Source organism: Caballeronia telluris, from assembly GCF_001544495.1.
Lineage (GTDB): Bacteria > Pseudomonadota > Gammaproteobacteria > Burkholderiales > Burkholderiaceae > Caballeronia > Caballeronia telluris.
Genome location: NZ_FCNZ02000005.1, coordinates 171,802 through 185,200 on the forward strand (window position 1 = coordinate 171,802; position 13,399 = coordinate 185,200).

Below are 13,399 nucleotides of genomic sequence, written 5' to 3' on the forward strand. Positions count from 1 at the left end.
GACCGTGTGGAATAAAGCGTGCGCATGCGCTGTTTGCATCTTATAGACCACCCTGTTCGCCAACGACCGTGGACGCGTCAACCGTGAATCCGCCTTGCCCCATGCCGTTGTCGGAAGCCGACATGCAGGCATTCGCCGATGGCCTTCTCGCGCCCGAGCGCGCTGCCCGCGTGCATGCGTATCTGTCACGACGGCCCGACGAGGCGCGCCGGGTCGCGTTCTGTACGCGGCTCAACGCGCAAATGCGGTCCGTCTTTCGCGACCTTGGCGAGAGCGCGCCGCCGTTGCGCACGGCACAGCGCTACCGCATCCAGCTCGCGATGGCCGTGCTTGCGTGCTTCGCGTTGATCGCGGCGGCGGTCTTCGTCACGGTGCGCGTGCCGGACGCCGCGCTCGAACGCGCCGCGATCGTCGCACTCGCGGACGCGCCCATGCATGCCGCGTCCGCGAGTGCGCCCGATCTGTCGTCGGCGGGCTTTAGGGCGATCGGCGTACGCACGATCATCGTCGGCGCTTTCGCCACCGCCGATGCCTACGTGTACCGCAACGTGCAGCAGGAACCGCTCGTCGTCGTCACCGTGCGCGGCGAGCCGGGCGCCTCCGCGCCGCCCTGGCGGGCGCGTAGAATCGGCGGCGCGCGCCTGTTCGAATGGACCTCTGCCGCCGGTGTTCGCATGATCGTCGGCGGCAACGCGGGCACGCGCGGACTGATGCGCGCGGCCGACCTCCTGACGAAGGACTGAACCCGGCTTTGAACCTGATGCCTCGATCGCCAAGGAAAGCAGATGAGTGTCCGAGACCAGCTGATGGATCACGTGCCGCGATTGCGACGCTATGCGCGCGCGCTGATCCGCAACCGCGATCTTGCCGACGATCTCGTGCAGGACACGCTCGAACGCGCGCTGCGTCACACGGACAAGTTCCAGTCCGGCACCGACCTGCGCGCGTGGCTCTTCACCATCATGCATAACGTGTTCGCGAATCAGGCGAGCCGCGCGGGCGCGCGAGCGGTCCACGTCTCCGTCGACGACGACGCGTTGCCTGAAAGCGAATTCGCGGTCGCGGGCACGCAGTCGCAGTCGCTCGAAGTGCGCGATCTCGACTATGCGTTGCAACGCTTGCCCGTTGAGCAGCGGCAGGTCGTGCTGCTCGTCGGGCTGGAAGAACTCAGCTATGCGGAAGTCGCGCTCGCGCTCGACATTCCGCTGGGCACGGTCATGTCGCGTCTTTCGCGCGGACGCGAACGGTTGCGCGCGCTGATGGCGGGCGCGCAGCCGGGCGCAAAACTGAAGGTGGTGCGATGAACGAACAACACGGACCGATCAGCGAAGAGGATATCCACGCCTACGTGGACGGCGCGCTCGCCGAGCATCGGCGCGCGGAAGTGGAACGCCTGCTCGAAACGGACGATGCGCTCGCGCGACGCGTCAGCGATTACTTCACGCTCGGCAACCTGCTGCACGAGCGGTACGACCGCGTGCTGAGCGAGCCCGTTCCGCAGCGTCTGTTGCCGCGCGAACCCGCGGCGCCGGTTGCCGAAGTCGCTCGCAAGCGCTGGTTCGCCGCCGCGAACTGGCCGCAGTTCGCGGGACTTGCGGCGGCGCTCGTCGTCGGTATCGGGGTCGGCGTGGGAGGCATGACGAGCCAGCCCGCGCGCGAGATGCTGATGTCGGCGACCGGCGATTCGCCTGCGCGGCGCGTGAGCGCGAGCAAGGAGGAATCGTTCGCGCGGCAGTCGGCCATCGCCTACGTCACCTATGCGCCGATGGTCACGCGTCCCGTCGAGGTCGGCGCGGATCAGGAACAGGAACTCGTCAAGTGGCTGTCGAGCCGCCTCGGCACAGACGTGCACGCGCCGATCCTCACGCGCGTCGGCTTCAACCTGATGGGCGGGCGCCTTTTACCCGGCGAGGACGGCCCGGTCGCGCAGTTCATGTATCACGATGCCAACGGCGAGCGCATCACGCTCAACGTCTCGCATCGCAAGCCTAAGAGCGACGTCACCGCGTTCAAGCTCTACGAGGACGGCTCGGTGAAGGTGTTCTACTGGGTCGACGGCGACTTCGGCTACGCGGTCTCGGGTGCGATCGACCGCAAGGTGCTGCTCGACGTCTCGCACGACGTCTACGAGCAGTTGACCGAAAACGGCAGCGGACGGAGGGCGGACTGAGCGGTTCGTCTCCGGCCTGCGAGGTCTTGTCGGCCGTCTGCAAGGATGATGTGAATTGTCATATCCACCTCGTATCGGTCAACGTGACGATGGCAGGCCCGTTACTCCACTGACTCGCGATCATGCCGCACGTTCGGCGCGGCAGAGGCGAGCACTCACTGGAGCAACATCATGATCAAGACGAAAGCCCTGCTGTCCGCATGCCTGATGGCCGCACTGACGATTGCCACGCTGACGCCCGGCCTCGCGCAGGCAGCCCAGCACAAGGAGTGTCACTGGAAGCACATGCATCACGTCTGCCACAAGGCGCACTGAGCCTGGCGACCGGTCAGCTTTCTAAGGACGAGGAAAGGACAATGGGAATTCTGGACGAAGTGGGCAAGATTGCCGGAGCCGTGGCCGCCGTCGAGGCTGCGGAAAAACTCGATGCCAATGCGTCGCTGCTGACGAAGGGTATCGCGGCCATCGCGCGCTTCGAGGGCGCGGGCGCGCTCGAATCGGCCGCTCACGATCAACAGGAAGCAAAAGACGCAAGCGATCAGGTCTGACCAACGGTCGACCATCGACGGTCGTCGTCGGACTGTACGGCGCTCAAGCCGTCACGACGACGACCCTAAAGCGCTCGCGCCTGCACCGCATTCGTGCGTGATTGCGCGGCGCCCGGAACAATTCGCTTCATCAGCGTGCATGGCGACCGCCTGATCGGCGCAACTACAAGGCTTTAGCGCGATGGCACGCTTATCGCTATAGAAAGCCCTGCACGGAGCCGGCGCATCATCCGGTTTAGCAAAGACAATCTGCAAATGGACGACTAGGGTTCCGGTCCGCGGGCAAGAAGCCCAACGATGCTGGTCCGAGAGTTGTCGACCTCAAAGGCACTGCGCGAGGTTACACGGCGGGATAAAAGCCCGGGAGAGAACGCGATCGAGAGTCGCGCCGCTCCTGCCGCCGATAACCGCCCCTTCGAGGTCAACCTCATGCGCAAGCTATCCCGTCTCCTTGGCATCGCCGCCCTCTCCCTCGCCGCGTTTGCGTGCTCCTCTTCGTCGTTCGCCGCTGGCCGCCAGGACTTCAAGGTCTGCTGGACTATCTATGCGGGCTGGATGCCGTGGGGCGAAGCGAAGACTCAGGGCATCGTCAGCAAGTGGGCGAAGAAGTACGGCATCAACGTGGATGTCGTGCAGCTCAACGACTACATCGAATCGATCAATCAGTACACGGCCGGCAAGTTCGACGGCTGCGCCATGACCAACATGGACGCGCTGACGATCCCGGCCGCGGGCGGCGTCGATACGACCGCGCTCATCGTGAGCGATTACTCGAACGGCAACGACGGCGTGCTCGTCAAGGGCAAAGGCAAGAAGATCGCCGACCTCAAGGGCCAGCAGATCAACCTCGTGCAGTTCTCCGTGTCGCACTACCTGCTTGCCCGCGCGCTCGAATCCGCCGGCATGAGCGAGCGCGACCTGAAGGTCGTCAATACCTCGGACGCCGACATTGCTGCGGCCTTTGCCACGCCGGCGGTCAAGCAGGCTGTCACCTGGAACCCGATGCTCGCCGACCTGAAGGCGAAGCCGAACGTCACCGAAGTCTTCGATTCGAGCAAGATCCCCGGCGAAATCATGGACATGATGGTCGTCAACACGAAGACGCTGCAGGAGAACCCCGCGCTCGGCAAGGCATTGACGGGCGCCTGGTTCGAGATGATGACGCTCATGCACGCGACGAGCGCCGACAGCACCGCTGCAATCAACGCGATGGCGAAGGCGTCGGGCACTGATCTCGCGGGCTTCAAGGGCCAGCTCTCCACCACCGCGCTCTTCTACACGCCGAAGGCCGCGCTCGACTTCGCGACGAGTGCCGACCTGCCGCGCACGATGACGCGCGTCGCCAAGTTCTCCTTCGATCACGGTCTGCTCGGCCAAGGCGCGCCGAGTGCGAACGCGATCGGCATGGCGTTCGACAACGGTGTCGTGATCGGCAGCAAGAGCAACGTCAAGCTGCGCTTCGATCCGACCTACGTGCGTCTGGCCGCCGAAGGCAAGCTCTGAAGTCCACGAGACCAGAAGGAGGCCGCGCGATGCGACTCATCAACCGACACCCGAGCCGAAGCGGCGCGATGATGCTGCTACTGATGCCGTTCATCGTGCTGCTGGCGGTGTACTTCACCAGTTCGTCGCTGCGTCTGAAAGAAAATCCTGACGACAAGGTGCTGCCTAGCGCCGCGCAAATGAGCGACGCGATCCATCAGTTCGCGTTCACCGAAGACAAGCGCACCGGCCAGTACCTGCTGTGGGCCGACACGGCGGCGAGCCTCAAGCGCCTTGGCATCGGGCTCGTGGTGAGCGCCGCGATCGCGCTCGTCGCGGGCATCGTGACGGGCAGCATCCCGCTCGTCACCACGACGCTCTCGCCGTTCATCACCGTGATCTCGATGATCCCGCCGCTCGCAGTACTGCCGATTCTCTTCATCGTGTTCGGTCTCGACGAGCTGTCCAAGGTCGTGCTGATCGTGATCGGCATCACGCCAATGATGATCCGCGATCTCCAGCAGCGCGCCCGCGAGATTCCGAACGAGCTGTGGGTCAAGGCGCAAACACTCGGTGCAACAAGCTGGACGCTGATGCTGCGCATGATCGTGCCGCAGTTGATGCCGCGCCTGCTCGTCGCGCTGCGCCTTGCGCTGTGCTCGGCTTGGCTCTTCCTGATCGCGGCCGAAGCGATCGCATCGGTCGACGGTCTCGGCTATCGCATCTTCCTCGTGCGCCGCTATCTCGCGATGGACGTCATCCTGCCTTACGTCGCGTGGATCACGCTGCTCGCCTGGCTCATCGACGAAGGTCTGCGCCGCATCACGCTGTGGGCTTTTCCATGGTACGGCGGAGGCGCGCGATGATCGAAGTCCGCAATGTGTGGAAGGAATACGGCGATCAGGTCGTGCTCGAACGGCTGAACCTGACGATCGGCGAAGGCGAGTTCTGCTCGATGGTCGGCGCTTCGGGTTGCGGCAAGTCCACGTTCTTGCGCTTGCTGCTCGGCCAGGAACGCGCAACGCGCGGCGACATCCTGCTCGACGGCGAGCCGCTGCCGGGCGAGCCGGATGCGCATCGCGGCGTGGTATTCCAGCGCTACTCGGTGTTCGAGCATCTGAGCGTCGTGCGCAACGTCATGCTCGGTCTAGAACTGCGGCAGTCGAAATTGATGGGGCGGCTCTTCGGCGCGGCCCGGCGTGTTGCACAGGACGAAGCGGTCGAGATGCTGGAGCGCGTCGGGCTGGCGGCCGCGCTCGACAAGTATCCGCATCAGCTTTCGGGCGGCATGCAGCAACGGCTCGCGATCGCCCAGGCGCTGATGATGAAGCCGCGCATCCTGCTGCTCGACGAGCCGTTCGGCGCACTCGACCCCGGCATTCGTCGCGACATGCACGAACTGCTGTTCGATCTATGGCGCGAGTCGGGCCTGACGATCTTCATGGTCACGCACGACCTGAAGGAAGGCTTCACGCTCGGCAGCCGCGTCCTCGTGTTCGACAAGGTGCGTGTCGATCCTCAGGCGCCCGGCGCCTATGGCGCGCGCATCACCTACAACATTCCGCTCGATCACAGCCGCGATGCGGCTTCGTCGATCCATGTCGCGCGTGCCGCCGTCGAAGGCGCCGCGCGCGCCGAAGCGCTACCCGCTTAAAGGACATCACGGAGATGGAATTGCTACTCGAAGAATCCGTTCCCGGCGGCGGACACACGTCGCTCGTCGTCAAGCGCGGACAATCGCTGCGTATCACCGACCTGCGCGGCGGCGCGAACGTCAGCGTCATGATGTTCAACGCCGCCGAGAAGAACGAGCGCCTGAACCTGCCGGACACGCTCAAGTGCCAGCACACCGCGAAGCTGACCGCCGGCGATTGCCTCTACTCCGACATGGGCCGCGTGCTCGCCGCCATCGTCGCGGACACGTGCGGCTGGCACGACAGCATCGGCGGCGTATCGAACGCGGATGAAGTATGCGAGAAGTACGGCGCGGGCCGCTATCAGGAACTGCGCAACGCGTTTCATCGCAACGGCACGGACAACCTGCTCGTCGAGATGGGGAAGTGGAACCTCGGTCTTTCCGATCTGCTAATGACGCTGAATCTCTTCAGCCGCGTCGACGTGGACGAGCAAGGCGCGCTCAGCTTCGTGAGCGGCAATTCGAAGGCGGGCGACTACGTCGAACTCTATGCGCCGATGAAAACGCTCGTCGTGCTCACCGCGATTCAGCATCCCCTCGACCCGAACCCGGTTTATTCGCCGCAGCCCGTCAAGCTCACGCTCGCGACGGCCGACCGCGAAGTCGCTGAAATCTGCCGCACGTCCTGCGAGGAAAACGTGCGCGGCTTCATCAATACCGATCGCTTCTATCTTTGAGCGGAGACCGACATCCATGACGACCTACCTCACCGCCAGCGACCGGAAAGCCGACGATGCAGTCCATCGTGAAACGCTTGCCGCGGGCGAACCGTGGATCAAGGAACTGAAGGCAGGACAGACGCTGCGCATTCGCGACATCGAAGGCAATCAGGCCGTCGATACGCTCTTCTTCAGCCTCGACGATCCGCGCGAACGTTTCGATCCGCAACGCACGCTGCGTCGCCAGCAAAGCCTGTATCTGACGACCGGCACTGTGTTGTATTCGAATCTCGGGAATCCGATGCTGACCATCGTCGCCGATACCTGCGGGCGGCACGATACGTTAGGCGGCGCATGCGCGCAGGAAAGCAACACCGTTCGCTACGCACTGGAAAAGCGCTACATGCATAGCTGCCGCGATAACTTCCTGCGTGCGTGCGCACACGACGGACGCCTCTCCAAGCGCGACCTGAGCCCTAACGTCAACTTCTTCATGAACGTCCCGGTGACAGCCGAAGGCGGCCTGAGCTTCGAAGACGGCATCTCGGCGCCCGGCAAATACGTGGAGTTGCGCGCGGAAATGGATGTGATCGTGCTGATCTCGAACTGCCCGCAGTTGAACAATCCCTGCAACGCGTATAACCCGACGCCTGCCGAGTTGCTGATATGGGACTGACCCGCCTGCGCGCATGGCTTTACTTCGTGCTGCTCGTGCGAGCGGGTCGCCTCGTCGCCTATGCGCGCGACGACCTGAAGGCGAAGCACTAAAGACTTCTGCCGGGGACGACCCCGGAAAACATCTTTTCACGTGGCGGGACGGCCCGCCCACGCATCCAGCCTCCTCTCATGTTCGAGAAAGTCCTGATTGCCAATCGCGGCGCCATTGCGTGCCGCATCCTTCGCACCCTGCGCGCGCTCGACGTCCAAGGGGTCGCCGTCTATAGCGAAGCCGACCTCGCGAGCCGTCATGTCAGCGAGGCGTCCGTTGCGCACTCGCTCGGCGAAGGCGCCGCGTCCGCGACGTATCTCGACGTCGCGAAGATTCTCGATATCGCGCGTCGCGAGAACGTGCAGGCGATCCATCCCGGTTACGGCTTTCTCTCGGAGAACGCGGAGTTCGGCGAGGCATGCGGAGCCGCGGGCATCGCCTTCATTGGACCGACGCCCGCTCAACTGCGCGCATTCGGCCTGAAGCACACCGCACGCGCCATCGCGGCGGAACAAGGCGTGCCGATGCTCGAAGGCACGGGCCTTCTCGACGATGTGGATGGCGCGCTCGAAGCAGCAGCGAGGATCGGTTATCCCGTGATGCTCAAGAGCACGGCGGGCGGCGGTGGAATCGGCATGCGCGTGTGCTGGAACGCGGACGAACTCGCCGCACATTTCGACGTGGTGAAGCGGCTCGGCCAGAACAACTTCAGCGATGCGGGCGTGTTCATCGAGAAGTACATCGAACGCGCGCGGCATCTCGAAGTACAGGTCTTCGGCGACGGTCTCGGCAACGCGCTCGCGCTCGGCGTGCGCGACTGTTCCGTGCAGCGGCGCAACCAGAAAGTGCTCGAAGAAACGCCCGCGCCTTCGTTGCCCGAAGGCATGACCGACGCGCTCTGCGAAGCGGCACTGCGACTCGCGAAAGCGGTGCATTACCGCTCGGCAGGCACGGTCGAATTCGTGTACGACAGCAGCGCCGGGCGATTCTATTTCCTCGAAGTGAACACGCGGCTCCAGGTCGAGCATGGCGTCACCGAGCAGGTGTGGGGCGTCGATCTGGTGCGCTGGATGATCGAACTCGCGGCCGGTACACTCGCGCCGCTCGAAGAACTCCGCGCATCGCTCAAGCCGTGCGGTCACGCGATCCAGGCCCGCCTCTATGCCGAAGACCCCGGCCGCGATTTCAAGCCGAGCCCGGGTCTCTTGACCGAAGTCGTGTTCCCGCAAGCCGACGGACACGCGCTTCGCATCGACACGTGGATAGAAGCCGGATGCGACGTGCCGCCCTATTTCGACCCGATGCTCGCGAAGCTGATCGCGTATTCGCCGACGCGCGACGAAGCGCGTCAGGCGCTCGCCGATGCACTGAACGCGACGCACATCTACGGCGTGGAAACGAATCGCGAGTACTTGCGCCAGATTATCGACGACACGCCGTTCGCCTCGGGCGAGCCGTGGACGCGCTGTCTCGAAGGCCTGCGCTACCGTGCGAGCACGGTGGAGATCGTAAGCGGCGGCACGCAGACGACCGTGCAGGATCATCCGGGCCGGCTCGGCTACTGGGCGGTCGGCATTCCGCCGTCGGGTCCGATGGACGACCGCGCACTGCGTCTCGGCAACCGGCTGCTCTCAAACGCCGACAGCGCCTGCGCACTCGAAATCACGATGAGCGGCCCGACGCTGCGCTTCAACACGGATGCGGTGATCGCGATCACGGGTGCGGCGCTGAGCGTGACCATCGACGGTGTCGACCAGCCGATGAACAGCACGCTCTTCATCGCAGCAGGCTCGACGCTCGCGCTGGGCACGATTCGCGGCGCGGGCGCGCGCGCGTACCTGTGCGTGCGCGGCGGTTTCGATGTCGCGCTGTATCTCGGCAGCCGCAGCACGTTCACGCTCGGCCAGTTCGGCGGGCACGGCGGACGCGCATTGCGCGCGGGCGACGTGTTGCATCTGCATCCGCTCGAAGACCGAAGTCATGGCGCGCGCCTTGCGTTCGCGCCCGCACTCGAGCCGGTGCGCACGCTTCGTGTGATCTACGGGCCGCATGGTGCGCCTGAATACTTCAGCGCGCGCTATATCGGCCAGTTTCTGGATACCGAATGGGAAATCCACTTCAATTCGAGCCGCACCGGCGTGCGTCTGATCGGTCCGAAGCCCGAATGGACGCGCGAAGACGGCGGGGAAGCGGGCCTGCATCCGTCGAACATCCACGACAATCCGTATGCGGTCGGCGCGATCGATTTCACCGGCGACATGCCGGTGATTCTCGGTCCCGATGGCCCGAGCCTTGGCGGCTTCGTGTGCCCGGTGACGATCATCGAAGCGGACCTCTGGCAGATCGGGCAGTTAAAGGCCGGCGACAAAGTGCGCTTCGTTCCGGTCCGGCTCGATGAAGCGCGCGCGGCCGCCGCTGCGCGTATCGTCGAACTGGATACGCTCGCCGCGCAGCCCGCGCCGAAACATACCGCAGGTCCGCTCATCTCACCGATCGTGCTCGACGTCGGCGCGAATCACGACCGGCTCGTGGCGCGCGTATCGGGCGATACGCATCTGCTGCTCGAACTCGGGCCCGCCGAACTGGACCTCGTGCTGCGCTTTCGCGGCCATGCGCTGATGCAGTCGCTCGAAGCGCTCGCGCTGCCCGGCGTGATCGACGTGACGCCCGGCATCCGTTCGCTGCAAATTCATTACCAGCCCGAACGCCTGCCGCTCGCGCAACTGCTCGTCACGGTCGGGCAAGCGTGGCAGCGCGTGCTGCTGCAAAAGGACTTGCGCGCGCCTTCACGGATCGTGCATCTGCCGCTCTCGTGGGACGATCCGGCTTGCCGTCTCGCCATCGACAAGTACATGACCACCGTGCGCCGCGATGCGCCGTGGTGCCCGAGCAACCTGGAGTTCATCCGCCGCATCAACGACCTCGATTCAATCGACGATGTGAAGCGCATCGTCTTCGATGCGAGCTATCTGGTGATGGGTCTCGGCGACGTCTATCTCGGCGCGCCTGTCGCCACGCCGCTCGATCCACGCCATCGGCTCGTGACCACGAAGTACAACCCGGCACGCACGTGGACAGCGGAGAACTCGGTCGGCATTGGCGGCGCGTATCTCTGCGTGTACGGCATGGAAGGCCCCGGCGGCTATCAGTTCGTCGGGCGCACGCTGCAGATGTGGAACCGCTATCGCGCGACGGCGGACTTCGCGGGCCGCCCCTATCTCCTGCGCTTCTTCGACCAGATACGCTTTTACGAAGTGAAGGCCGACGAACTGCTGCGCATCCGCGAGGACTTTCCGCTCGGACGCTATCCGCTCAGGATCGAGGAGACAGAGCTGTCTCTCTCCGACTACGAAGCCTTTCTCGATCGCGAAGCGCCCGGTATCGACGCATTCCGCACGCGCCAGCAAGCCGCGTTTCAAGCGGAACGCGAGCGCTGGCGCGAAGCCGGGCAGGCACAGGACAGCTTCGAGCCACCGGTCGCGGCGGACACGGAAACCGTCGCCCTCGGAGACGGCCAGACCGCGGTCGAGAGCGAGATCGCGGGTAATCTCTGGCAGGTGCGCGTGAAGTCGGGCGAACGGGTCGCGGCGGGCGATCTGCTGTTCGTCATCGAATCGATGAAGATGGAGATCTCCGTTTGCGCGCCATGTGCAGGCATCGTCAGCGATATTCACGTGATACCGGGAACGCCCGTGAAAGCGGGACAACGCGTTGCCGTCATCGACAGCCTCTAAGGAAAACCGACCCATGCCCTCATTCGACCTGCGTCTCTCCACGTTGCGCGCCGCGTACCGCGCGAAGGACACGACGCCCGCGAAGCTCATTGGCGAATTGCGCGCGAAGGCTGCGGCGCTCAACCCCGAGTTCAATCTCTTCATCCATCTGCTGAGCGAAGACGAACTCGCACCGTATCTCGCCGCACTCGAAGTGCAAGACGTCGATACGCTGCCGCTCTACGGCATCCCCTTCGCGATCAAGGACAACATCGATCTCGCCGGCATTCCGACGACGGCCGCATGTCCCGCGTTCGCCTATATGCCGGCCCAATCGGCGACGCTCGTTGCGCAGTTGATCGCGCTCGGCGCCGTGCCCATCGGCAAGACGAACCTCGATCAGTTCGCGACGGGCCTGAACGGCGCGCGCTCGCCCTACGGCAAGTGCAAGAACAGCGTGCATCCGGATTACCCGTCGGGCGGATCGAGCGCGGGGTCGGCGCTCGCGGTCGCGCTGGGCGTCGCGAGCTTCGCGCTCGGCACCGATACCGCCGGCTCGGGCCGCGTGCCCGCAGCACTGAACAACCTCGTCGGCTTGAAAGGGACGAAGGGCCTGCTCTCGACGGCCGGCGTCGTGCCTGCTTGCCGCACGCTGGATTGCGTCACCTACTTCACCGCCACCGCGCGGGAAGCGAGCGAACTGCTCGCGCTGACCGCGAAGGAAGACGCGCGCGATGCCTATAGCCGCGCCAACCCGCAGTTCAACGATGCGGCCGCGTTCGGTGCGCTGCCGCCGTTTCGCTTCGGCGTGCCCGCGTCACTGGAGTTCGCGGGTTGTGCGGAGAGTCCTGCGCTGTTCGAGCAAGCCCGTGCGGCGCTCGTGGCGGCAGGCGGGACCGCCGTCGAAATCGACTTTGCGCCCTTCGTCGAGGCGGCGAAACTGCTCTACGAAGGGCCGTGGGTGGCGGAGCGCTACAGCGTGGCGGGCGAGTTGATGGAGAAGCAGCCCGAGGCCGTTCTGCCCGTAATCCGCGATGTGCTCGCGAAGGCGCCGGGCACGACGGCCGTCGACGCATTTCGCGCGCAGTATCGGCTGCAGGCGCTCAAGAAGACCTGCGATGCCGTGCTCGACGATCTCGACTTCGTGCTGACGCCGAGCTATCCGCGTCCGGTCACGCTGGCCGAACTCGAACGCGATCCTATCGGCCCGAATTCGCTGCTCGGCTATTACACGAACTTCATGAACCTGCTCGACTACGCGGCCGTCGCGGCACCCACCGCCTTCATGAAGAACGGATTGCCGTGGGGCATCACCGTGTTCGGACGCGCATTCACCGACCAGTATTTGCTGAGCGTCGCCGATACCTTGCAGCGGTCCTGCGGCTTGCCGCTCGTCGGCGGTGCTTCGCCCGACTTCGCTCCAGCGAAGAAGCCGGCGCGCAACGACCGCGTGCGGATCGTCGTGTGCGGCGCGCATCTAGCCGGCCTGCCGCTCAACGGTCAGTTGCGGGCTCGCGGCGCGCGCCTCGTCGAAGCGACCACCAGTGCGCCGCATTATCGTCTGCATGTGCTCCCGGCGAATGAAGGCGAGACGCGCCGTCCGGGCATGGAGCGCGTCGCGCGCGAAGGCGCTGCGATCGAAGTCGAAGTCTGGGAGTTGCCGAGCGCCGAACTGGGCTCATTCCTCGCTGGCATCCCTGCGCCGCTCGCGCTCGGCAAGGTCGAACTCGCCGATGGCAGTTGGGAGACGGGCTTCGTCTGCGAAGGATACGGACTCGATGGCGCCATCGACATCACGCACTTCGGCGGCTGGCGTGCGTGGCTTGCCACGGCAAAGGCGAGCGCAAGCTGACGCATGAAAGCCTCTCGTCACCTTCCGATCGCTCTTTAGCCGCCGCGTTGTGTTTCGTCTCACTTAAGTGACCGCTGCGCCATCTCGGCGCCAGCATCTCGTCACGACATGCGCCCTACACTTGGGCCTCGTGGTCGTTCGCGTCCATTCATCGCGCAACGCGCACGTCTTTTCATCCCGAGGAGTTCATCATGAAGACATTGATCCGCGCCGCAGCCGTTGTTCTGGCCGTTTCGCCGTTAGTCACGTATGCCCAGTCGGAGCAGCCCCTGACGCGCGCGCAGGTCCGCGCCGAACTCGTGCAACTGGAAAAGGCCGGCTACGATCCCGCGCTGAGGGACCCGTATTATCCGAACAACCTGCAGGCCGCCGAAGCCAAGGTGCAGGCGGGCGACGTCAACGCCAAGCCCGGCATGACGAGCTATGGGCCTTCGGTGGAAGGCACCTCGGGTTCGGGTACGGCGATGCCCACGAACTCGCAGTAAGCGTCTTTTTTTCCCTTCGACGCACGATCCCGGACGGCCACGCCCGGACCCCGTGCGCGGTCGATGAAAACCGCGCGTCGCTCAT

The 13,399-nt window shown here is 64.7% G+C and carries 13 protein-coding genes and 1 riboswitch; all 13 genes read left to right on the top strand.

Annotation, left to right across the window (positions count from 1 at the left end; genetic code table 11):
• Nucleotides 1–122 precede the first annotated feature (122 nt).
• The 13 genes from AWB66_RS08740 (at nt 123) to AWB66_RS08795 (ending at nt 13,314) form a co-directional block, all read left to right on the top strand.
• Nucleotides 123–743: an anti-sigma factor family protein gene (locus AWB66_RS08740; RefSeq protein WP_125469689.1), complete on the top strand. Its 621-nt coding sequence runs from the start codon at nt 123–125 to the stop codon at nt 741–743.
• A 42-nt stretch (nt 744–785) separates the two neighbouring features.
• Nucleotides 786–1,304 (top strand): RNA polymerase sigma factor, encoded by a 519-nt coding sequence (locus AWB66_RS08745; protein ID WP_087629887.1) that lies wholly within the window; start codon nt 786–788, stop codon nt 1,302–1,304.
• Nucleotides 1,301–2,170 (top strand): anti-sigma factor family protein, encoded by an 870-nt coding sequence (locus AWB66_RS08750; protein WP_087629888.1) that lies wholly within the window; start codon nt 1,301–1,303, stop codon nt 2,168–2,170. The genes AWB66_RS08745 and AWB66_RS08750 overlap by 4 nt, the downstream gene beginning before the upstream one ends.
• A 171-nt stretch (nt 2,171–2,341) precedes the next feature.
• Complete coding sequence (locus tag AWB66_RS33645; protein ID WP_159462894.1) at nt 2,342–2,485, top strand: hypothetical protein; 144 nt, start codon at nt 2,342–2,344, stop codon at nt 2,483–2,485.
• A gap of 41 nt (nt 2,486–2,526) precedes the next feature.
• Nucleotides 2,527–2,718, top strand: a complete 192-nt coding sequence (locus tag AWB66_RS08755; protein WP_087629889.1) for a hypothetical protein — start codon at nt 2,527–2,529, stop codon at nt 2,716–2,718.
• A 252-nt stretch (nt 2,719–2,970) separates the two neighbouring features.
• Nucleotides 2,971–3,087, top strand: a riboswitch (guanidine-I (ykkC/yxkD leader).
• Between the two features lie 60 nt (nt 3,088–3,147).
• Complete coding sequence (locus AWB66_RS08760; protein ID WP_087629890.1) at nt 3,148–4,221, top strand: putative urea ABC transporter substrate-binding protein; 1,074 nt, start codon at nt 3,148–3,150, stop codon at nt 4,219–4,221.
• Between the two features lie 29 nt (nt 4,222–4,250).
• Nucleotides 4,251–5,066, top strand: a complete 816-nt coding sequence (locus AWB66_RS08765; RefSeq protein ID WP_087629891.1) for an ABC transporter permease — start codon at nt 4,251–4,253, stop codon at nt 5,064–5,066.
• Nucleotides 5,063–5,854, top strand: coding sequence for an ABC transporter ATP-binding protein (locus tag AWB66_RS08770; RefSeq protein ID WP_087629892.1), 792 nt, complete (start codon nt 5,063–5,065; stop codon nt 5,852–5,854). Before AWB66_RS08765 ends, AWB66_RS08770 begins: the two co-directional genes overlap by 4 nt.
• 14 nt (nt 5,855–5,868) lie before the next feature.
• A complete protein-coding gene (locus AWB66_RS08775; RefSeq protein WP_087629893.1) occupies nt 5,869–6,573 on the top strand; it encodes an urea amidolyase associated protein UAAP1 in 705 nt (234 codons plus the stop codon).
• 16 nt (nt 6,574–6,589) lie between these two features.
• Nucleotides 6,590–7,231: an urea amidolyase associated protein UAAP2 gene (locus AWB66_RS08780; protein WP_087629894.1), complete on the top strand. Its 642-nt coding sequence runs from the start codon at nt 6,590–6,592 to the stop codon at nt 7,229–7,231.
• A 170-nt stretch (nt 7,232–7,401) separates the two neighbouring features.
• Nucleotides 7,402–10,998 carry an urea carboxylase gene (uca, locus tag AWB66_RS08785; protein WP_087629895.1) on the top strand — a complete coding sequence of 1,199 codons (3,597 nt, stop codon included), beginning with the start codon at nt 7,402–7,404 and terminating at the stop codon, nt 10,996–10,998.
• Between the two features lie 13 nt (nt 10,999–11,011).
• Nucleotides 11,012–12,829 carry an allophanate hydrolase gene (atzF, locus tag AWB66_RS08790; protein ID WP_087629896.1) on the top strand — a complete coding sequence of 606 codons (1,818 nt, stop codon included), beginning with the start codon at nt 11,012–11,014 and terminating at the stop codon, nt 12,827–12,829.
• A 191-nt stretch (nt 12,830–13,020) separates the two neighbouring features.
• Nucleotides 13,021–13,314: a DUF4148 domain-containing protein gene (locus AWB66_RS08795; RefSeq protein WP_087629897.1), complete on the top strand. Its 294-nt coding sequence runs from the start codon at nt 13,021–13,023 to the stop codon at nt 13,312–13,314.
• Nucleotides 13,315–13,399 lie beyond the last annotated feature (85 nt).

What these genes read in the sequence shown, in the direction of transcription:
- AWB66_RS08740 (WP_125469689.1), top strand. Translation starts at nt 123, where the DNA reads ATGCAGGCATTCGCCGATGGCCTTCTCGCGCCCGAGCGCGCTGCCCGC.
- AWB66_RS08745 (WP_087629887.1), top strand. Translation starts at nt 786, where the DNA reads ATGAGTGTCCGAGACCAGCTGATGGATCACGTGCCGCGATTGCGACGC.
- AWB66_RS08750 (WP_087629888.1), top strand. Translation starts at nt 1,301, where the DNA reads ATGAACGAACAACACGGACCGATCAGCGAAGAGGATATCCACGCCTAC.
- AWB66_RS33645 (WP_159462894.1), top strand. Translation starts at nt 2,342, where the DNA reads ATGATCAAGACGAAAGCCCTGCTGTCCGCATGCCTGATGGCCGCACTG.
- AWB66_RS08755 (WP_087629889.1), top strand. Translation starts at nt 2,527, where the DNA reads ATGGGAATTCTGGACGAAGTGGGCAAGATTGCCGGAGCCGTGGCCGCC.
- AWB66_RS08760 (WP_087629890.1), top strand. Translation starts at nt 3,148, where the DNA reads ATGCGCAAGCTATCCCGTCTCCTTGGCATCGCCGCCCTCTCCCTCGCC.
- AWB66_RS08765 (WP_087629891.1), top strand. Translation starts at nt 4,251, where the DNA reads ATGCGACTCATCAACCGACACCCGAGCCGAAGCGGCGCGATGATGCTG.
- AWB66_RS08770 (WP_087629892.1), top strand. Translation starts at nt 5,063, where the DNA reads ATGATCGAAGTCCGCAATGTGTGGAAGGAATACGGCGATCAGGTCGTG.
- AWB66_RS08775 (WP_087629893.1), top strand. Translation starts at nt 5,869, where the DNA reads ATGGAATTGCTACTCGAAGAATCCGTTCCCGGCGGCGGACACACGTCG.
- AWB66_RS08780 (WP_087629894.1), top strand. Translation starts at nt 6,590, where the DNA reads ATGACGACCTACCTCACCGCCAGCGACCGGAAAGCCGACGATGCAGTC.
- uca (WP_087629895.1), top strand. Translation starts at nt 7,402, where the DNA reads ATGTTCGAGAAAGTCCTGATTGCCAATCGCGGCGCCATTGCGTGCCGC.
- atzF (WP_087629896.1), top strand. Translation starts at nt 11,012, where the DNA reads ATGCCCTCATTCGACCTGCGTCTCTCCACGTTGCGCGCCGCGTACCGC.
- AWB66_RS08795 (WP_087629897.1), top strand. Translation starts at nt 13,021, where the DNA reads ATGAAGACATTGATCCGCGCCGCAGCCGTTGTTCTGGCCGTTTCGCCG.